15 protein-coding genes and 1 other RNA gene are annotated in these 19253 nt (G+C 71.6%); 13 read left to right on the top strand and 3 right to left on the bottom strand.

Features of this window, described 5'->3' with window-relative positions; all coding sequences use genetic code 11:
• Positions 1 to 60 precede the first annotated feature (60 nt).
• Together prfB and ACIGW4_RS29945 are read left to right on the top strand one after the other, a co-directional pair.
• Positions 61 to 1164, top strand: coding sequence for a peptide chain release factor 2 (gene prfB, locus ACIGW4_RS29950; RefSeq protein ID WP_123452842.1), 1104 nt, complete (start codon positions 61 to 63; stop codon positions 1162 to 1164).
• A gap of 380 nt (positions 1165 to 1544) precedes the next feature.
• Positions 1545 to 2534 (top strand): hypothetical protein, encoded by a 990-nt coding sequence (locus tag ACIGW4_RS29945; RefSeq protein ID WP_399584045.1) that lies wholly within the window; start codon positions 1545 to 1547, stop codon positions 2532 to 2534.
• 85 nt (positions 2535 to 2619) lie between these two features.
• Here ACIGW4_RS29945 and ACIGW4_RS29940 read toward each other — a convergent pair whose 3' ends face one another.
• Positions 2620 to 2802 carry a hypothetical protein gene (locus tag ACIGW4_RS29940; protein WP_030692057.1) on the bottom strand — a complete coding sequence of 61 codons (183 nt, stop codon included), beginning with the start codon at positions 2800 to 2802 and terminating at the stop codon, positions 2620 to 2622.
• Between the two features lie 234 nt (positions 2803 to 3036).
• On the opposite strand from ACIGW4_RS29940, the gene ftsE reads away from it, so the two are divergent.
• The 5 genes from ftsE (at position 3037) to ssrA (ending at position 6979) form a co-directional block, all read left to right on the top strand.
• Entirely contained in the window at positions 3037 to 3726 is a 690-nt protein-coding gene (gene ftsE / locus ACIGW4_RS29935; RefSeq protein WP_030692056.1) for a cell division ATP-binding protein FtsE, read from the top strand.
• A 21-nt stretch (positions 3727 to 3747) separates the two neighbouring features.
• Entirely contained in the window at positions 3748 to 4665 is a 918-nt protein-coding gene (gene ftsX, locus ACIGW4_RS29930; RefSeq protein WP_123452836.1) for a permease-like cell division protein FtsX, read from the top strand.
• 78 nt (positions 4666 to 4743) lie between these two features.
• Positions 4744 to 5931, top strand: a complete 1188-nt coding sequence (locus tag ACIGW4_RS29925) for a S41 family peptidase (RefSeq protein WP_398713080.1) — start codon at positions 4744 to 4746, stop codon at positions 5929 to 5931.
• Positions 5932 to 5949: 18 nt separating this feature from the next.
• The gene (gene smpB, locus ACIGW4_RS29920) at positions 5950 to 6489 is read left to right on the top strand and encodes an SsrA-binding protein SmpB (protein ID WP_052499114.1); all 540 of its coding nucleotides are present in this window, start codon (positions 5950 to 5952) and stop codon (positions 6487 to 6489) included.
• A gap of 96 nt (positions 6490 to 6585) precedes the next feature.
• Positions 6586 to 6979, top strand: a transfer-messenger RNA (tmRNA) gene (ssrA, locus tag ACIGW4_RS29915).
• 52 nt (positions 6980 to 7031) lie between these two features.
• On the opposite strand, the gene ACIGW4_RS29910 is transcribed toward ssrA, so the two are convergent.
• The gene (locus tag ACIGW4_RS29910) at positions 7032 to 8273 is read right to left on the bottom strand and encodes an MFS transporter (protein WP_399584040.1); all 1242 of its coding nucleotides are present in this window, start codon (positions 8271 to 8273) and stop codon (positions 7032 to 7034) included.
• Positions 8274 to 8341: 68 nt separating this feature from the next.
• Between ACIGW4_RS29910 and ACIGW4_RS29905 the strand changes: the two genes are divergently transcribed.
• The 6 genes from ACIGW4_RS29905 (at position 8342) to ACIGW4_RS29880 (ending at position 17499) form a co-directional block, all read left to right on the top strand.
• On the top strand, positions 8342 to 9325 hold the full coding sequence (locus ACIGW4_RS29905; RefSeq protein WP_399584038.1) for a LysR family transcriptional regulator: 984 nt from the start codon (positions 8342 to 8344) through the stop codon (positions 9323 to 9325).
• 134 nt (positions 9326 to 9459) lie between these two features.
• Complete coding sequence (locus ACIGW4_RS29900) at positions 9460 to 10815, top strand: nitrate/nitrite transporter (protein ID WP_359589781.1); 1356 nt, start codon at positions 9460 to 9462, stop codon at positions 10813 to 10815.
• Between the two features lie 84 nt (positions 10816 to 10899).
• Positions 10900 to 12036, top strand: coding sequence for a uroporphyrinogen-III synthase (locus ACIGW4_RS29895; protein WP_359589780.1), 1137 nt, complete (start codon positions 10900 to 10902; stop codon positions 12034 to 12036).
• Between the two features lie 605 nt (positions 12037 to 12641).
• Positions 12642 to 14921 (top strand): HelD family protein, encoded by a 2280-nt coding sequence (locus ACIGW4_RS29890; protein ID WP_398713072.1) that lies wholly within the window; start codon positions 12642 to 12644, stop codon positions 14919 to 14921.
• Positions 14922 to 15381: 460 nt separating this feature from the next.
• Positions 15382 to 16812, top strand: a complete 1431-nt coding sequence (locus ACIGW4_RS29885; protein WP_123452819.1) for an NAD-dependent malic enzyme — start codon at positions 15382 to 15384, stop codon at positions 16810 to 16812.
• A gap of 405 nt (positions 16813 to 17217) precedes the next feature.
• Complete coding sequence (locus ACIGW4_RS29880; protein WP_015033921.1) at positions 17218 to 17499, top strand: HU family DNA-binding protein; 282 nt, start codon at positions 17218 to 17220, stop codon at positions 17497 to 17499.
• 162 nt (positions 17500 to 17661) lie between these two features.
• On the opposite strand, the gene murA is transcribed toward ACIGW4_RS29880, so the two are convergent.
• Positions 17662 to 19002, bottom strand: a complete 1341-nt coding sequence (gene murA, locus ACIGW4_RS29875) for a UDP-N-acetylglucosamine 1-carboxyvinyltransferase (RefSeq protein WP_030692046.1) — start codon at positions 19000 to 19002, stop codon at positions 17662 to 17664.
• Between the last annotated feature and the right edge of the window lie 251 nt (positions 19003 to 19253).

The following is a 19253-nucleotide window of genomic DNA, read 5'->3' as shown; positions in this document are numbered from 1 at the left end:
TCCCACCCGTCGCTCCCGTCACGGGTTCGGCTCCTTGCCAGGAGCCGTTACGCTGGACGCGTGGCAGTCGTCGATGTATCCGAAGAGCTGAAGTCCCTCTCCTCGACCATGGGGTCGATCGAGGCCGTCCTGGACCTCGAGAAGCTGAGGGCCGACATCGCCGTGCTCGAAGAGCAGGCCGCGGCCCCGTCCCTGTGGGACGACCCGGAGGCGGCGCAGAAGATCACGAGCAAGCTTTCGCACCTCCAGGCCGAGGTCCGCAAGGCCGAGACCCTGCGCGGCCGGATCGACGACCTCGCGGTGCTCTTCGAGCTCGCCGAGGAGATGGACGACCCGGACACCCTCGCCGAGGCCGAGACGGAGCTCGCCTCCGTCCGCAAGGCCCTCGACGAGATGGAGGTCCGCACCCTCCTCTCCGGCGAGTACGACGAGCGCGAGGCCCTGGTCAACATCCGGGCCGAGGCCGGCGGCGTCGACGCCTCCGACTTCGCCGAGCGGCTCCAGCGCATGTACCTGCGCTGGGCGGAGCGCCACGGCTACCCGACGGAGATCTACGAGACCTCGTACGCGGAAGAGGCGGGCATCAAGTCCACCACCTTCGTCGTGAAGGCCCCGTACGCCTACGGCACGCTCTCCGTCGAGCAGGGCACCCACCGCCTCGTCCGCATCTCGCCCTTCGACAACCAGGGCCGCCGCCAGACCTCCTTCGCCGGCGTCGAGATCCTCCCGGTCGTCGAGTCCTCGGACCACGTCGAGATCGAGGAGTCGGACCTGCGCGTCGACGTGTACCGCGCCTCCGGCCCCGGCGGCCAGGGCGTCAACACGACCGACTCGGCCGTGCGCATCACGCACCTCCCGACCGGCATCGTCGTCTCCTGCCAGAACGAGCGCTCCCAGATCCAGAACAAGGCGAGCGCCATGAACGTCCTCCAGGCCAAGCTCCTGGAGCGCCAGCGCCAGGAGGAGCGCGCCAAGATGGACGCCCTCAAGGACAGCGGCAGCTCCTGGGGCAACCAGATGCGTTCGTACGTGCTGCACCCGTACCAGATGGTCAAGGACCTCCGCACGGAGTTCGAGGTCGGCAACCCGCAGTCCGTCCTGGACGGCGAGATCGACGGCTTCCTGGAGGCGGGCATCCGCTGGCGCAAGCAGCAGGAGAAGTAACCCCTCCGTGGTTCCGGCCGGGCCCCGCACCTTTCGGTGCGGGGCCCGGTGCCGTTCCGCGGCCTTCCGCGCATTCGCTGACGCAAGCGGCGGCGAGGCCTCCGAGACGCTTTGTCGACAAGGGAACTGCCGCCGCCGAGCCCGGAGTTCAGGGTTTACGTCACAGTTGCATCGTCGCATGTCGGTCAGCTGGTGATCTTTCGGGCATCGCACGCGCAACGACCTTGACGCCTCATCGGAAACTCGGAAGGGTGGCGTACTGGCATGCGCTTTTCTGGGACGCGTGTGAACGGGGGCCGGTCCAGTCGTGACCCCGCCCCTGCCGCGCGGGGCCCGAGCGCTGCCCCATGACGAGATGAGCTACTGGGGGTAGCAGCCAGATGACCAACAAGACGCGAGTCCGCCTGGTGCGGGTCGCGGCCAGCGCCGTGATCGTCGCCGGTGCGTCCCTGACGGCGGCCGGTGCCGCGCAGGCCGTCGGCGGCTTCGGAACCGAGACGACCCAGGACGTGGGCATCGGTATCCAGGAAGGGGGTGACACCGAGGGCAACACGATCCTCGGTGGCATCTCCGGTACGACGGGTTCGACCGGTACGGACGGTTCGACCGGCACCACCGGTACGGACGGTTCGACGGGTACGACCGGTACGGACGGTTCGACCGGCACCACCGGCACGGACGGTTCGACGGGTACGACCGGTACCGACGGTTCGACCGGCACCACCGGCACGGACGGCTCGACCGGTACCACCGGTACGACGGGTACGGACGGTTCGACCGGCACCACGGGCACCACCGGCACCGACGGTTCGACCGGCACCACGGGCACCACGGGTACGGACGGTTCGACCGGCACCACGGGCACCACCGGCACCGACGGTTCGACCGGTACCACCGGTACGACGGGTACGGACGGTTCGACCGGCACCACGGGCACCACCGGCACCGACGGTTCGACCGGCACCACCGGTACTACGGGCACGGACGGTTCGACGGGCACCACCGGCACGTCGGGCACCACCGGCACCACGGGCACCACGGGCACCACCGGTACCACGGGCACCAACGGGAACGGGAACGGGTCCGCGACCAGCGGTTCCTCCGCCACCGGCGGCTCCGGCTCCACCGGTGACGCCGGCACCTGCACCGTCGACCTCGACGGCGCCGAGTGCGTGGACACCCCGAACAACGCCGACCCCAACCAGGGCGGCTCGCAGCCGGTCCAGCAGGGTGAGGCGAAGGAGGAGCTCGCCGAGACCGGTGCGGCCGAGACCTCGTTCCTGATCATCGGCGCCGCGACCATGATCGCCGGCGGCATCGGCTTCCGCATGCTGCCGCGTCTCGTGGGCGGCGGCCGCGCCGCCGTCTGAGGCATTCGCCCGGGCGCGTGACGCAGGACGTGCGAAGGGCCGGGGAGCTGTGCTCCCCGGCCCTTCGTCACGCATCCGGCCCGGGCTACACCGTCTGGACGGCCGCGAGCAGTGCGATCGCCGCGAGCAGGGCGATCGCCAACGTCAGCAGCATCGCGGGGGACAGCCCCTGAGGGGTCAGACGCTCCCGGTTCGCGCGGCAGACGGGACAGCGGCCCTCGGCGACCGGGGCCGCGCAGTTGGCGCACACCAGTCGGTCGTAGGTCATGCGCTCTCCTCCTCCCGCACGGGGTACACACCAGGACAACGTCCGGGGGGATCGGGACGTTCCCCTACCACTGTGCCAGCTCCGGGGCGTTTCGGCGCGCCCCGCCGGATCGCCCGGCTTCCGTCGGGAGGGGCTAAAAAGGATAAACGACGCAAGTCAGGACCGCGACTGCGCAGGTCATCCCCGGTCGCGTAAGGTCACGCACACCTACTCCCGGCCGACCGTGGTGCATCCGTGATCCGATTCGACAACGTCTCCAAGTCCTATCCGAAGCAGAGCCGCCCCGCACTCCGGGACGTCTCCCTGGAGATCGAGAAGGGCGAGTTCGTCTTCCTCGTCGGCTCCTCCGGCTCCGGAAAGTCGACCTTCCTGCGACTGCTCCTGCGTGAGGAGCGTGCCAGCCAGGGCCAGGTGCACGTCCTCGGCAAGGACCTGGCCCGGCTCTCCAACTGGAAGGTGCCGCAGATGCGGCGTCAACTCGGCACCGTCTTCCAGGACTTCCGCCTGCTGCCCAACAAGACCGTCGCCGAGAACGTGGCCTTCGCCCAGGAGGTCATCGGCAAGCCGCGCGGCGAGATCCGCAAGGCCGTGCCGCAGGTGCTCGACCTGGTCGGACTCGGCGGCAAGGAGGACCGGATGCCGGGCGAGCTCTCCGGCGGTGAGCAGCAGCGCGTCGCCATCGCCCGGGCCTTCGTCAACCGGCCGATGCTGCTGATCGCCGACGAGCCCACCGGCAACCTCGACCCGCAGACCTCCGTCGGCATCATGAAGCTGCTCGACCGGATCAACAGGACAGGGACCACCGTCGTCATGGCGACCCACGACCAGAACATCGTCGACCAGATGCGCAAGCGCGTCATCGAGCTCGAGAAGGGCCGTCTCGTCCGCGACCAGGCGCGCGGCGTCTACGGATACCAGCACTGACGGCGGGGGAATCAGAACACCATGCGCGCTCAGTTCGTGCTCTCCGAGATCGGTGTCGGTCTCCGGCGCAATCTCACGATGACCTTCGCCGTCATCGTCTCCGTGGCCCTCTCGCTCGCCCTCTTCGGCGGCGCGCTGCTCATGCGCGAGCAGGTCAGCACGATGAAGGACTACTGGTACGACAAGGTCAACGTCTCCATCTTCCTCTGCAACAAGGCGGACGCGGCCACGGCGGCCAAGTGCGCCAAGGGCGCGGTCACCGGCCAGCAGAAGGAGCAGATCGAGGCCGATCTGAAGAAGATGGACATCGTCGAGTCCGTCCAGCACGAGTCGGCCGACCAGGCGTTCAAGCACTACAAGGAGCAGTACGGCGACACCGCCATCGCCTCCGTGGTGACGCCGGACCAGATGCAGGAGTCGTTCCGGGTCAAGCTCAAGGACCCGGAGAAGTACAAGGTCGTCGCCACGGCCTTCGCCGGCCGGGACGGCGTCGAGTCGGTCCAGGACCAGCGGAACATCCTGCAGAACCTCTTCGACCTGATGAACGGCATGAACATCGCCGCCCTCGGCGTCATGGGCCTGATGCTGATCATCGCGCTGATGCTGATCGTCAACACGGTCCGCGTCTCGGCCTTCAGCCGCCGCCGCGAGACCGGCATCATGCGGCTCGTCGGCGCGTCCAGCTTCTACATCCAGATGCCGTTCATCATGGAGGCCGCCTTCGCCGGTCTCCTCGGCGGCGCCGTCGCCTGTGTGCTGCTGCTCGTCGGCCGGTACTTCCTGATCGACCACGGCATCGCGCTCGCCGAGAAGATGCAGCTGGTCAACTTCATCGGCTGGGACGCCGTCCTGGCCAAGCTGCCGCTGGTGATCGCCATCGGGCTCCTCATGCCCGCCGTGGCCGCCTTCATCGCGCTACGCAAGTACCTGAAGGTGTGACAAGTCACCTCTGACGACGGATGGCGTCGTACGGCCAAAGCCCGTGCGGCGCCATCGCCTTGTCCTAGAGTGGGCGGCATGTCGACCGGCACCGACGACCTCTGTATCCGGCCCCGCGGAGTGCTCCGTGGGGCCGTTCTGACGTTGGTCTTCACCGGCGTCCTCGCCACCGCCGCCGCCACGGGTGCGCTGCCCCGGCAGGAGCCCGCGGTGAGGGCGGCGCGCGCGTCCGGCGGGGACGAGGGGGTGGCCGCGGGCGGTGCGACCGTCGACCGGGCCGCTCTCGCGCGGGCCGCCGCCGCGGCCATGGCCGACGGGAAGTCGGGGAAGAAGGCCGCCGAGGAGTTCGTCAGCCGCAGCGGGGACCGCTGGGGCGCGGTGTACGACAAGAGGGAGTACGCCGAGTTCGAGCAGGCCCTCGACGGCGCCTACACCGGGGTCGGCCTCTCCGCCGGCCGCACCGGTGAGGACGGGGTGCGGGTGACCCGGGTGCAGCCCGGCGGCCCCGCCGCCCGGGCCGGGCTGCGGGCCGGTGACCGGCTCGTCTCCGTCGACGGGCGCCCGGTCGACGGGCTCTCCGTCTCCGAGGCGGTCTCCCTGCTGCGCGGCGACGGCGTTCCCGGCTCCACCGTCGTCCTGCGCGTCGAGCGCGGTCGCGCGGCCTGGACGCAGACCCTGCGCCGGGCCCGGCTCGCGACGGACCCGGTCACCGTCCGCCGCCTCGACGACGGGGCCGTCCTGATCAGGGTCGCCGCCTTCACCAAGGGCGCGGGCGCGCGCGTGCGGGACGCCGTGCGGGCCGCCCCGGCCGGCGCCGGGGTCCTCCTGGACCTGCGGGGGAACTCGGGCGGCCTGGTCACGGAGGCCGCCGTCGCCGCCTCCGCCTTCCTCGACGGCGGGCTCGTCGCCACGTACGACGTGGAGGGCGAGCAGCGGGCCGTGTACGCGGAGGGCGGCGGCGACACCGGCAGGCCCCTGGTGGCGCTGATCGACGGGGGCACGATGAGCGCGGCCGAGCTGCTCACCGGGGCCCTCCAGGACCGGGGCCGGGCGGTGACCGTCGGCTCGCGGACCTTCGGCAAGGGCTCGGTCCAGATGCCGAGCGCGCTCCCCGACGGCTCCGTCGCCGAGCTGACCGTCGGCCACTACCGCACCCCCGCCGGGCACGCCGTCGACGGCCGCGGCATCACTCCGGACCTGGCGGCGGGCGAGGGGGCCGAGGCGCGGGCGAGAACGGTATTGAGTGGCCTCGGAGGGGGCTCGTAGTGCGAAAATGACCGCACTATGGCAAAGGGACTCGTGAACGTGCAGGGCAAGCCTGCGAAGAAGGCATCGGACAAGGCGCCGGAGCGCAAGCTCATCGCGCAGAACAAGAAGGCGCGGCACGACTACCACATCATCGACACCTACGAGTGCGGTGTGGTGCTCATGGGCACCGAGGTGAAGTCGCTGCGCATGGGGCGGGCCTCGCTGGTCGACGGCTTCGTCCAGATCGACGGCCACGAGGCGTGGCTGCACAACATCCACGTGCCCGAGTACATGCAGGGCAGCTGGACCAACCACCACGCGAAGCGGAAGCGGAAGCTGCTGCTGCACCGGGCCGAGATCGACAAGCTGGAGTCGAAGTCGCAGGAGACGGGTCACACGATCGTGCCCCTCTCGCTGTACTTCCTGAACGGCCGGGTGAAGTGCGAGATCGCGCTGGCCAAGGGCAAGAAGGAGTACGACAAGCGCCAGACCCTGCGGGAGAAGCAGGACACGCGCGAGACGAACCGGGCGATCGCGGCGGCGCGGCGGCGGCAGCGGGCGGCCCAGAGCGCGTAGCGCCCCGCGCCGTTAATGCGCTGGCAACCGCACCCGTCGGTCACGTACCATGGGTGCTGCACCCCACAGAGGGTGTGTCTTTTGAAAAAACAACATGGGGATGATCGGTTTCGACAGCGGATGTCGAAGCAGTGGGAAGCGTGTCGAGGAAGCGGCAATGATCTCGTAAACCATATGTCGCAACCAATAATCGCCAACACCAAGAGCGATAACTCCCGCTTCGCCCTCGCTGCCTAATTCTAGGTAACGAGCAGAAGCCTCTGTGAGGAGCGTCAGCCCGGGGGTGGTCCCGACCCGGATCCTGGCGTCATCTAGGGATCTAAACCTCTAGCCCCGGTCACGGGGGTTGGAGGGAAATCAAACAGTGACTGAGCCCGTTCCGGACTTGTCTGGGTGATCCGGAGGGCTGAGAAACTCGTACCAGACTGCACACGGAGAAGCCCTGATTCTGCACCGTTGGACGCGGGTTCGATTCCCGCCATCTCCACTCATCCCATGTGGGCAGAGGCCCGGTGGTCGCGCGAGCGACCGCCGGGCCTCTGTCATGCCCGGCGGCCCACGCCGGTCGTCGTGCACAGGGCCAGCGCCAGCGCCGCCGCCGTCACCGGGATCAGGAAGCCGAAGGACGCGAAGGGCGCGTGGTCGGCGGCCCAGCCGCCCGTGGCCGAGCCGGTCGCGATGCCCGCGAGGAGCGCGGTCACGGTGAGGGTCATGCCCTCGTTGAGCTGCGCCGTCGGCGTGAGCCGCTGGATCAGGGCCATGCCCGTCAGCATCGTCGGAGCCGTCGCCATGCCCGCCACCAGGAGGCCGGCGGCCAGCGCGAGCAGGGAGCCGGTCGAGGCGGCGAGCAGCGGCATCGCCATCACGACGGTCATCGCGGCCAGGCAGGTGCGCAGCCGGGCGGTGCGGCGGGCGCGGCCGTAGAGGAGGCCGGCCGCGCAGGAGCCCGCGGCCTGGAGGGCGAGGACCGGGCCCGCGACGGGACCGTCCACGTACGCCAGGGCGACCACCTCCATGGAGCCGAAGACCGCTCCCGTGGCGAGGAAGACCGCCAGCAGCGGGGCCACCCCGGGGACGCGCAGCGGAGAACCGGCGGCGGTGCGGGGGGCGACCGGGGGTTCGGTGGAGCGCTGGGCGGCGAAGACCAGGGTCCCGCCGAGGAAGAGGACGGCGGCGGTGAGCGTGCCGGCCTCCGGGAAGAGCGCCGAGCAGAGGGCGGCGGCGAGGACGGGGCCGATCATGTAGCAGAGCTCGTCGACGGCCTGCTCGAAGGCGTTGGCGGTGTGCAGCGCGTCCGGGTCGTCGCGGAGGAGGTGCGCCCAGCGGGCCCGGGACATGCCGCCCGTGTTCGGGGTGGTGGCGGTGACGGCGGTCGTGAGGAAGAGCGCCCAGACGGGGGCCCGCTCGTGGACGCAGAGCAACAGCACCAGATGGCCCAGGACCGCGTAGGCGGTGGCCGGGACCGCGATCCTGGCCTGCCCGTACCGGTCGACGAGCCGGGCGATCAGCGGGCCGGTGACGGAGCCGACGGCGAGGTTGGCGGCGGTGACCGCCCCGGCCAGGGCGTAGGAGCCGTACGCCGCCGCGATCATGATCACGGCGCTGACGCCGAACATGCCCACGGGCAGCCGGGCGATCAGGTTCCCGGCGGTGAAGGCGCGGGTGCCGGGGTGGGAGAAGAGGCGGAGGTAGGGGTTGGCGGGGAGGGGGCGGGGCGCCCGGTCGCGGTAGCGGGGGGCGAGGGCCGGGCCCGCCGGGGTGAGGGTGAGGTCCGGTTGCGGCATGGACCAAGGCTCTGTTGGCATGGCCCTGCCGGTCCAACACCTTCTCGGTGGCGATTGACGCACCTGTGATGTTAACTGCGGCGGTGGTGACCTCCTCGTACGACATCGACCCCCGCCTCCTGCGCGCCTTCACCGCCGTCGCCGAAGAACTGCACTTCACCCGCGCCGCCGCCCGCCTCTACCTCGCCCAGCAGGCGCTCAGCCGCGACATCCGGCGCCTGGAGCGGGAGTTGGGCACCGAACTCTTCGTGCGGACCACCCGGCAGGTCGCCCTCACCGCCGACGGCGAGCGCCTCCTCCCTTACGCCCGCCGGGTGTTGGCCGCCCACGACGAGCTCGTCGACGCCTTCCGCGCCGAGCCCCGGCCGCTCCTCGTCGACCTCAACAGCCCGGACCTCGTCCATGAGCGCGTCCTCCTCCTGGCCCGTGAACTCGCCCCGGAACAGGAGCTGATGGCCCGCTACGAGAGCGGACTCACCGGCGCCGCCCAATCCATCCTCGCCGGCCGGATCGACGCCTCCTTCGGCCGGTACGGAGGACTCGACGCCCGGCTCCGGGCACGGCTCGACTCCCAGCTCGTCCGGTACGAGCCGATGGCCGTGATCCTCCCCGAGGACCACCCGCTCGCCGGCCTGCCCGAGGTGCCGCTCGACCGGCTCGCCGGGGAGCGGATCTACGCCGGGGCCGGGAACGACCGCACGCCCGAGTGGACCGACCTCGCCGCCCGCCTCTTCGCCGGCCGGGGCATCGAGATCGCCCCGCCCGCCCCGCTCGCCGTCGGCAAGGAGGAGTTCCGGCGGCTCATGGCCAAGTACCGCCACCCGGTCCTCGCCGTCGTCGACTTCCCGGCCATGCCGGACTGCGTCATCCGGCCCCTCGTCGACCCCGTCCCCCTCTCGCCCGTGAGCCTGGTGTGGCGCAAGGGACTCCGCCACCCCGGCCTGGACGCCCTGCGCCGGGCGGCGGCGGAGCTGGGCGCCCGGGAGGGCTGGCTCGCCCGCCCGGCCGGCGCCTGGCTGCCGGAGGGGGAGCCGGGGCTGCCTGCGGCGTAGCGTGGGGGCGCTCACAGGGCCCGCGCGCTCCGGGTGAGAGCAAGGTTCCGCCACCGTCACCTCACGGCACCGGCCTGAAACGCGCCCTTCCTAACGTCGGCCGCGTCAGGTATCCGATTCCGTGGAGGTGCGAGATGGGTGGTCGCTGGATCGAACGCTGGGAACCGGAGGACGAGACCTTCTGGCGCGAGAAGGGAGAACGGATCGCCCGACGGAACCTGCTCTTCTCCGTCCTCTCCGAGCACATCGGCTTCTCGGTCTGGAGCCTCTGGTCGGTCATGGTCCTCTTCATGGGCCCCCAGTACGGGGTCGACCCGGCCGGCAAGTTCTTCCTCATCGGCACCGCCACCTTCGTCGGCGCGCTGATCCGCATCCCGTACACCTTCGTCGTCGCCCGCTTCGGCGGCCGCAACTGGACGGTCTTCAGCGCCCTGCTCCTCCTGCTGCCCACCGGCCTCGCCTTCGCGGTGATGCACCCCGGCACCTCCTACACCACCTTCGTCCTCGTCGCCGTGCTCACCGGCGTCGGCGGCGGCAACTTCGCCTCCTCGATGACCAACATCAACGCCTTCTTCCCGCTGCGGAAGAAGGGCTGGGCCCTCGGCCTCAACGCGGGCGGCGGCAACATCGGCGTCCCCGTCGTCCAGCTCGTCGGCCTCCTCGTCATCGGCACCGCCGGAGCGATGCACCCCAGGATCGTGCTCGGCGTCTACCTGCCCCTGATCGTCGTCGCCGCCGTCTGCTCCGCCCTCTTCATGGACAACCTCGCCCCCGTGAAGAACGACTCCGGAGCCTTCAAGGAAGCCGCCACGGCCCGCCACACCTGGATCATGGCCTTCCTCTACGTCGGCACCTTCGGCTCCTTCATCGGCTACAGCTTCGCCTTCGGCCTTGTCCTCCAGACCCAGTTCGGCCGCACCCCGCTCCAGGCCGCCTCGCTCACCTTCATCGGCCCCCTGCTCGGCTCCCTCATCCGGCCCGTCGGCGGCTCCCTCGCCGACCGGCACGGCGGCGCCCGCATCACCCTGGGGACCTTCGCCGCGATGGCCGTCGCGACCGGAGTGGTGATCTACGCCTCCGTCGTCGAGTCGCTCGCCGTCTTCCTCGTCGGCTTCATCGGCCTCTTCGTCCTCAGCGGCCTCGGCAACGGCTCCACGTTCAAGATGATCCCGGCGATCTTCCTCGCCCAGGGCCACCGCAAGGGCCTCACGGGCGAGGCGGCCGAGTCCTACGGACGGCGGCTCTCCGGCGCCTCCATGGGCCTCGTCGGCGCCGTCGGCGGGGTCGGGGGGCTCGGCATCAACCTCGCCTTCCGCCAGTCCTTCCAGACCGCCGGCACCGGCACCGCCGCCTTCGTCGCCTTCCTCGTCTTCTACGCGGCCTGCATGGCCGTCACCTGGGCGGTATACCTTCGGGCCCCCGGCACCGTCCCCGACACCGCCGAGACGGTCACCGACCCCGAGCCCCGGCCCGGTTACGCGCAGGTGTGACCCCCGATGCCCGGCGCGTACCGTAACGACCAGGAAATACGGGCGAACCCAGACCGACACGCACCCCCGTCAGGCTCAGACCCCATGGACGAGCAAGAACACGGCCCCCTCGCCGGCTTCACGATCGGCGTCACCGCGGCACGCCGCGCCGACGAGCTCATCGCGCTGCTGCGTCGCCGCGGCGCGGCCGTCGTCCACGGCCCCGCGCTGCGGATCGTGCCCCTCGCCGACGACACCGAACTCCTCGCCGCCACCAAGGAACTCATCGGCAACGCCCCGGACGTCGTCGTCGCCACCACGGCGATCGGCTTCCGGGGCTGGATCGAGGCCGCCGAGGGCTGGGGGCACGGGGACGAACTCCTCGCCGTCCTGCGGAACGTCGAACTCCTCGCCCGCGGACCCAAGGTCAAGGGCGCCGTCCGGGCCGCCGGCCTCACCGAGTCCTGGTCACCCTCCTCCGAATCCATGGCCGAGGTCCTCGACCGGCTCCTCGACGAAGGCGTGGCCGGACGGCGGATCGCGCTCCAGCTCCACGGAGAGCCGCTGCCGGGCTTCGTGGAGGCGCTGGCGGCGGGCGGCGCCGAGGTCGTCGGCGTCCCCGTCTACCGCTGGATGCCCCCCGAGGACCTCGGGCCGCTCGACCGGCTCCTCGACGCGATCCTCTCCCGCGGCCTCGACGCCGTGACCTTCACCAGCGCGCCGGCCGCCGCCTCGCTCTTCTCCCGGGCGGCGGAGCGGGGCGTACGGGACGAACTCGTCGCCGCGCTCCGGCACGACGTGCTCACGGTGTGCGTGGGGCCCGTCACGGCGCTGCCGCTCCAGGCCGAGGGCATCGACACCCACCAGCCCGAACGCTTCCGGCTCGGGCCGCTCGTCCAGCTCCTCTGCAGGGAGCTGCCCGCCCGCTCCCGGGTCCTGCCCGTCGCCGGGCACCGCGTCGAGGTCCGCGGGCACGCGGTCCTCGTCGACGGGCTCCTCCGCCCCGTCCCGCCCGCCGGAATGGCCCTCCTCGGCCTCCTCGCCCGCCGGCCCGGCTGGGTCGTCTCCCGCGCCGACCTCCTCCGGGCGCTGCCGGGGGCGGGACGCGACGAGCACGCCGTGGAGACGGCGATGGCGCGGCTCCGCTCCGCGCTGGGCACGCCGAAGCTGATCCAGACGGTGGTGAAGCGGGGGTACCGGCTGGCCCTGGACGCCCCACCGGAGCAGAAGTACGACACCTGACCCTGCCGGACCGCCGCCCGCCCCGTCGCGGGCGCCATCCCTGCCGGGACGGCGCCCCCCGTTGCGGGCTGCGCCCGCCTCCGCGCCCCTCCGTTGTGGGCTGCGCCCGCCGGGCGGTGCCCACCCCTCGCGCCCCCGTTGTGGGCGCGCACCCGCCGGGGCGGCGCCCCCGCCCACCCCCGTTGTGGGCAGTCGTTCCGCTGGGGCGGAACGGGTGGGCACAACGGACCCGCGCCCTGCCGGCGCCAGAGGCTGGTGCGCCTGGACCCGCACCCCGTGCACAGCGCACTGGTGGTGCGGGTCAGGGCGCGGGACGCGGAGGCGCCGCTGACGGGCGCCGTCCCGTGTGCCCACCCGTCCCGCCCCAGCGGGACGACTGCCCACACGGGGGTGAGCGGGGGCACCGCCCCGCAGGGCGCGGGCCCCGCACGGGCGGGGGAGCCGCCCAGCCGGGTGCGGGACCCGGGTGGGCGGAGGGGGCTGTCCGGCAGTGGCGGGTACCGCACGGGCAGGGGGTGCGTTCGGAAGTGCCCCGCGACTGACACGGCGGGCCACCGTGGCGTACGCTCGACGGCTGCCCAGTGCACGTGAGAAGGGGGCCTTAGGTGGCCGCGCAGGAAGCCGTCGACACGGTCAGAGACCGTGAGATCGGTGTCGAGCAGGAACATCTGGATCAGGTCTACCGCCGTCTGGAGGAGAAGATCCACGAGGCGGAGTTCCTGATGAACGACGCCGCCCAGCGGGGCCAGGTCGGCACGCCCGGCGCTCTCGCCGAGCGCGACGCCCAGGTCTTCCGGGCCGGCATCCACCTCAATCGGCTCAACAACGAGTTCGAGGACTTCCTCTTCGGCCGGATCGACCTGCTGTACGGCAAGGACGGCAAGAAGGGACCGGACGGCGCCTACACCTCCGTCGAGCCCGCCGAGGACGCCGTGCGGCCCGACAACACCGCGGACATCGGCGAGACCCTCCACATCGGGCGGATCGGCGTCCTCGACTCCGACTACGCGCCGCTCGTCATCGACTGGCGCGCGCCCGCCGCCGCACCCTTCTACCGGTCCACCCCCGTCGACCCCGGCCGGGTCGTGCGCCGCCGGGTGATCCGTTCCAAGGGCCGCCGGGTCCTCGGCGTCGAGGACGACCTCATGCGTCCCGAGCTGCGGGCCACCCTCGACGGGCGCGAGCTGCCCGTGATCGGCGACGGCGCCCTGATGGCCGCCCTCGGCCAGGCCCGCAGCCACACCATGCGGGACATCGTGTCCTCCATCCAGGCCGAGCAGGACCTCGTCATCCGGGCGCCCGCCGCCTCCGTGACGTACGTCGAGGGCGGCCCGGGGACCGGCAAGACCGCCGTCGCGCTGCACCGTGCCGCCTATCTGCTCTACCAGGACCGGCGGCGGTACGCGGGCGGCATCCTGATCGTCTCCCCGACCCCGCTCCTCGTCTCGTACACCGAGGGGGTCCTGCCCTCCCTCGGCGAGGAGGGGCAGGTCGCGATTCGCGCCGTCGGTTCGCTCGTCGACGGGGCCGAGGCCACCGCGTACGACGAGCCCGCCGTCGCCCGCGTCAAGGGCTCCTCCCGCATGGTGCACGTGCTGCGGAAGGCCGCCCGGGGCGCCCTGGACAGCCCGGACGCCCCGCAGCTGCTGCGCGTCGTCGCCTTCGGCCGGCGGCTCGAACTCGAAGCCGACGAGCTGCGCCGCATCCGGCACAACGTCCTCGGCGGCACCGCCCCCGTCAACCTGCTCCGCCCGCGCGCCCGCCGGCTGCTCCTCGACGCGCTGTACGCCAAGTCCGGCGCCGCCGGCCGGCACAGCGATCCCGAGCTCGCCGCCGAGCTGCGTTCGTCGTTCGACGAGGACGTGTCCACGGAGGACTCCTTCCTCGGGTTCCTCGACGCGTGGTGGCCCGAGCTCACGCCCCGCCAGGTCCTCGACGCCATGGCCGACGAGCGGCGCCTCGGCCGCTGGGCCCGCCGGATCCTCAACCCGGGCGATGTGCGGCGGCTCGCGCGTTCGCTGCGCCGCCGGGAGCTGTCCGTCCACGACGTCGCCCTCCTCGACGAGCTGGGCACGCTGCTCGGCGCCCCGGCCCGCCCCCGCAAGAAGCGGGAGTACGACCCGCTGGACCAGCTCACGGGCCTCGAGGAGCTGATGCCCGTACGGGAGGAGACCCAGCGGGAGCGGGCCGAGCGGCTCGCGGCGGAGCGCACCGAGTACGCGCACGTGATCGTCGACGAGGCCCAGGACCTGACGCCCATGCAGTGGCGGATGGTCGGGCGGCGCGGCCGGCACGCCACCTGGACGGTCGTCGGCGACCCGGCGCAGTCCTCCTGGTCGGACCCGGACGAGGCGGCGGAGGCCCGGGACGAGGCGCTCGGCTCGCGGCCGCGCCGCCGCTTCGAGCTCACCGTGAACTACCGGAACCCGGCGGAGATCGCCGAGCTGGCCGCCAAGGTCCTCGCGCTCGCCATGCCGGGCAAGGAGTCGCCGCGGGCGGTCCGCTCGACGGGCGTCGAGCCCCGCTTCGTCACCCTCGGCGAGGGGGCGGAACTGGCCGAAACCGTACGTTTGGAGGCCGAGCGGCTGCTCCGCGAGGTGGACGGGACGGTGGGTGTCGTCGTCGCCATGAACCGGCGCGCGGAGGCCGCCGGCTGGCTCGCGGACCTCGGCGACCGGGTGGTGGCGCTCGGTTCCCTGGAGGCGAAGGGCCTGGAGTACGACGCGACGGTGGTCGTCTCGCCCGCCGAGATCGCGGACGAGTCACCGGCCGGTCTGCGGGTGCTCTACGTGGCGCTGACCCGGTCCACGCAGGCCCTGACGGTGCTCTCGGGCGACCGGGACATGCCGGACGGGGCCGGGGTCCCGGACCTCCTGCGGGACTGAGCGGACAGGGCGGCGGGGGAGGGGCCCTCCGCCGCCCGGGACCGAGCGGGCGGGCAGGTCCGCGGGCCCGGGCCCGCCCCTCCGCCCATGGCTGATTTCAGGTCAACCTGCGGTGCTGGAATCACCGAGCAGGGTGGTTTGTTAGCCTTGTCGTGGCACCGGCTCGATCCAAGCCCCCGGGCCCAACCTTCGTCCCTCAGAGGGACCACTTGCCGCGAGGCGAGCATGGCGGGTCGGTGCCACTTAGACGTACGTACAAAGTTGAGGCCCCTGTCACCTCCGGTGACGGGGGCCTCTTCTGTTTGCCCGCGACTTCTCGTATGGTGGAAACTACTTTCCGAAAACAAAATGACCGTATTACCTGCTACCGGCAGGTAGGTGCGACCATCGGAGGGCGCCGCCGGGCAACCAGCCGGGGCGGCGTAGCAACGAAGCTCAGGGAAAGCAGAGGAACTCGGCCATGGCAACGGCGCCCAGCGTCTCGTACTCGATGACGGTCCGGCTGGAGGTTCCCGCCAGCGGAACCGCGGTCTCCCAGCTCACCACGGCGGTGGAGTCCCACGGCGGATCCGTCACCGGCCTCGACGTGACCGCCTCCGGCCACGAGAAGCTCCGCATCGACGTCACCATCGCCGCCACCTCCACCGCGCACGCCGACGAGATCGTCGAGCAGCTGCGCACCATCGAGGGCGTCGTCCTGGGCAAGGTCTCGGACCGTACGTTCCTCATGCACCTCGGCGGCAAGATCGAGATGGCGGCGAAGCACCCCATCCGCAACCGTGACGACCTCTCGATGATCTACACCCCGGGCGTCGCCCGCGTGTGCATGGCGATCGCCGAGAACCCCGAGGACGCGCGCCGCCTCACCATCAAGCGCAACACCGTCGCGGTCGTCACCGACGGCTCCGCCGTCCTCGGCCTCGGCAACATCGGCCCGATGGCCGCGATGCCGGTCATGGAGGGCAAGGCGGCCCTGTTCAAGCGCTTCGCCGACATCGACGCCTGGCCGATCTGCCTCGACACCCAGGACACCGACGAGATCGTCGCGATCGTCAAGGCGATCGCCCCCGGCTTCGCGGGCATCAACCTGGAGGACATCTCCGCGCCCCGCTGCTTCGAGATCGAGGCCCGGCTGCGCGAGGCCCTCGACATCCCCGTCTTCCACGACGACCAGCACGGCACGGCGATCGTCGTCCTCGCCGCCCTCACCAACGCGCTGCGCGTGGTCGGCAAGGGCATCGGCGACGTCCGGGTCGTCATGTCCGGCGCCGGCGCCGCCGGCACGGCCATCCTCAAGCTGCTGATCGCGGCGGGCGTGAAGCACGCCGTCGTCGCCGACATCCACGGCGTCGTGCACGCGGGCCGCGAGGACCTCGTGGACGCCCCGGCCGACTCGCCGCTGCGCTGGATCGCCGACAACACCAACCCCGAGGGCGTCACCGGCACCCTCAAGCAGGCCGTCGTCGGCGCGGACGTCTTCATCGGCGTCTCGGCCCCGAACCTGCTGGGCGCGGAGGACGTCGCCGCCATGGCGGAGGACTCCATCGTCTTCGCGCTCGCGAACCCCGACCCGGAGGTCGACCCGGCCGCCGCCCGGCAGACGGCCGCCGTCGTCGCCACCGGCCGCTCGGACTTCCCGAACCAGATCAACAACGTGCTGGTCTTCCCGGGCGTCTTCCGCGGTCTGCTCGACGCCCAGTCCCGCACGGTCAACACGGAGATGATGCTGGCGGCGGCCTCCGCCCTCGCCGACGTGGTCACCGAGGACGAGCTGAACCCGAACTACATCATCCCGTCGGTCTTCAACGACAAGGTCGCGGGCGCGGTCGCCGGCGCGGTCCGGACCGCGGCGAAGAACGCGGGCGCGGGCACGGCGTCGAACGGTCGCTGACGGCACTCCGCCGACGGACGCCGCGGCACTCCGCCGACGGACGCCGCGGCACTCCGCCGAGCGGCGCCACGGCACTCCGCCGAGCGGCGCTGACGGCGCGTCGCGATTCGCGGAGCCGTAAACCCGCCTTTAGGGTGGCTTTTCGGCTCCGCGCGGTTTTCGTGGTGTCGACACAACGTCACCACCACGGGACTCCGGCGCTTTTCGTGTGACCCGAGGGGGTGCCGGATTGGCGTTCCCGCCGCTGGTGGGGGCAGGATGCGTGTTTGGGCGCGAGGGTCTGTCATTTGACCCGGGTCCGGGGACTGTCCGAGGGCCCTGGCAGCATCGGCTTCGCTGTACCCAGCCGCGCGGCTTCCGCCGCGTGGCACGCCTCACAGGCAAGAAGAACACGGGAGTAACAACATGAACCGCAGTGAGCTGGTGGCCGCCCTGGCCGACCGCGCCGAGGTGACCCGCAAGGACGCCGACGCCGTGCTGGCCGCTCTCGCCGAGACCGTCGGTGAGGTCGTCGCCAAGGGCGACGAGAAGGTCACCATCCCCGGCTTCCTGACCTTCGAGCGCACCCACCGTGCCGCTCGCACCGCTCGTAACCCGCAGACCGGCGACCCGATCGACATCCCGGCCGGCTACAGCGTGAAGGTCTCCGCGGGCTCGAAGCTCAAGGAAGCCGCCAAGGGCAAGTAAGGCGGCCTGTAGGCGCAGAAAGGGCGGCCACCCTGTCAGGGGGTGGCCGCCCTTTCGTTCGTGCGTGTACGGGGCCGTGGGGGCCCGTGGCGCCTTACCGGGCCCCGCGCCCCGGGCCCGGACCCCGCGGGGCCCGGACCTCGCGGGGCCCCGCGGGGCGCGTCAGACCAGCGCGCTGCCCGGCAGCTCGACCTTCGCGCCCAGCTCCACGAGCTTCTCCATGAAGTTCTCGTAGCCGCGGTTGATCAGGTCGATGCCGTGGACCCGGGAGGTGCCCTGGGCCGCCAGCGCCGCGATCAGGTACGAGAAGCCGCCGCGCAGGTCGGGGATGACCAGGTCGGCGCCCTGGAGCTTCGTCGGGCCCGACACGACCGCGGAGTGCAGGAAGTTCCGCTGGCCGAAGCGGCAGTCCGAGCCGCCCAGGCACTCGCGGTACAGCTGGATGTGCGCGCCCATCTGGTTCAGCGCGGAGGTGAAGCCGAGCCGGGACTCGTACACCGTCTCGTGGACGATGGAGAGGCCGGAGGCCTGCGTCAGGGCCACGACCAGCGGCTGCTGCCAGTCCGTCTGGAAGCCGGGGTGCACGTCCGTCTCCAGGTGGATCGCGTTCAGCGAGCCGCCCGGGTGCCAGAAGCGGATGCCCTCGTCGTCGATCTCGAAGGCGCCGCCGACCTTCCGGTACGTGTTGAGGAAGGTCATCATCGAGCGCTGCTGGGCGCCGCGCACGTAGATGTTGCCCTCGGTCGCCAGGGCCGCCGACGCCCAGGAGGCCGCCTCCAGGCGGTCCGGGAGCGCCCGGTGGGTGTAGCCGTCGAGGCGGTCGACACCGGTGATCCGGATGGTCCGGTCGGTGTCCATGGAGATGATCGCGCCCATCTTCTGCAGGACGCAGATCAGGTCCTCGATCTCGGGCTCCACGGCCGCGTTCGACAGCTCGGTGACGCCCTCCGCGAGGACCGCCGTGAGCAGCACCTGCTCGGTCGAGCCGACCGAGGGGTACGGGAGGCGGATCTTGCAACCGCGAAGGCGCTGCGGGGCCTCCAGGTACTGCCCGTCGGCCCGCTTCTCGATGGTCGCGCCGAACTGGCGCAGCACGTCGAAGTGGAAGTCGATGGGCCGGCCGCCGATGTCGCAGCCGCCCAGGCCCGGGATGAAGGCGTGGCCGAGGCGGTGCAGCAGCGGGCCGCAGAAGAGGATCGGGATGCGCGACGAACCGGCGTGGGCATCGATGTCGGCCACGTTGGCGGACTCGACGTGCGTCGGGTCGAGGACGAGCTCGCCGGGCTCCTCGCCCGGACGGACCGTCACCCCGTGCAGCTGGAGCAGCCCGCGGACCACGCGGACGTCACGGATGTCGGGCACGTTGCGCAGACGGCTGGGGCCGCTGCCGAGCAGGGCGGCGACCATCGCCTTGGGCACGAGGTTCTTCGCGCCGCGGACGCGGATCTCGCCCTCCAGCGGGGTTCCGCCGTGGACAAGCAGGACATCGTCAGTGCCGGTCATGAATCTCGCGTTCCGAAAGTGGGGTCCGACGGGTGGCCAGAGAAAAGGGTAAGGGCCCATGAGACCCCGATCGGGTGCTCCATGGGGCCTGTCAGATGTAATGAATTCGGCACAACACCCTCTGCTTCCGAGATCTTGCGGAGTGTCACCGTCCGCTTGTCCTGGCGGTGCGACCCGACGCGCCGGCCCCGTCCACCCTGAACTGCGGTGGGGCCCGCCTTCCCGCCATCCCGCCCGACAACCCCCGCGAA

This window comes from Streptomyces sp. NPDC053513 (assembly GCF_044544765.1).
Lineage (GTDB): Bacteria > Actinomycetota > Actinomycetes > Streptomycetales > Streptomycetaceae > Streptomyces > Streptomyces litmocidini.
The sequence above is the reverse complement of the archived record's forward strand: the minus strand, read 5'-3'. Positions and strand labels throughout refer to the sequence as shown.

Excerpts from the sequence above, each read along its gene's own strand:
- ACIGW4_RS29945 (WP_399584045.1), top strand. The coding sequence starts at position 1,545 with ATGACCAACAAGACGCGAGTCCGCCTGGTGCGGGTCGCGGCCAGCGCC.
- ACIGW4_RS29940 (WP_030692057.1), bottom strand. The coding sequence starts at position 2,802 with ATGACCTACGACCGACTGGTGTGCGCCAACTGCGCGGCCCCGGTCGCC.
- ftsX (WP_123452836.1), top strand. The coding sequence starts at position 3,748 with ATGCGCGCTCAGTTCGTGCTCTCCGAGATCGGTGTCGGTCTCCGGCGC.
- ACIGW4_RS29925 (WP_398713080.1), top strand. The coding sequence starts at position 4,744 with ATGTCGACCGGCACCGACGACCTCTGTATCCGGCCCCGCGGAGTGCTC.
- smpB (WP_052499114.1), top strand. The coding sequence starts at position 5,950 with ATGGCAAAGGGACTCGTGAACGTGCAGGGCAAGCCTGCGAAGAAGGCA.
- ACIGW4_RS29910 (WP_399584040.1), bottom strand. The coding sequence starts at position 8,273 with ATGCCGCAACCGGACCTCACCCTCACCCCGGCGGGCCCGGCCCTCGCC.
- ACIGW4_RS29905 (WP_399584038.1), top strand. The coding sequence starts at position 8,342 with ATGTTAACTGCGGCGGTGGTGACCTCCTCGTACGACATCGACCCCCGC.
- ACIGW4_RS29900 (WP_359589781.1), top strand. The coding sequence starts at position 9,460 with ATGGGTGGTCGCTGGATCGAACGCTGGGAACCGGAGGACGAGACCTTC.
- ACIGW4_RS29895 (WP_359589780.1), top strand. The coding sequence starts at position 10,900 with ATGGACGAGCAAGAACACGGCCCCCTCGCCGGCTTCACGATCGGCGTC.
- ACIGW4_RS29885 (WP_123452819.1), top strand. The coding sequence starts at position 15,382 with ATGGCAACGGCGCCCAGCGTCTCGTACTCGATGACGGTCCGGCTGGAG.
- ACIGW4_RS29880 (WP_015033921.1), top strand. The coding sequence starts at position 17,218 with ATGAACCGCAGTGAGCTGGTGGCCGCCCTGGCCGACCGCGCCGAGGTG.
- murA (WP_030692046.1), bottom strand. The coding sequence starts at position 19,002 with ATGACCGGCACTGACGATGTCCTGCTTGTCCACGGCGGAACCCCGCTG.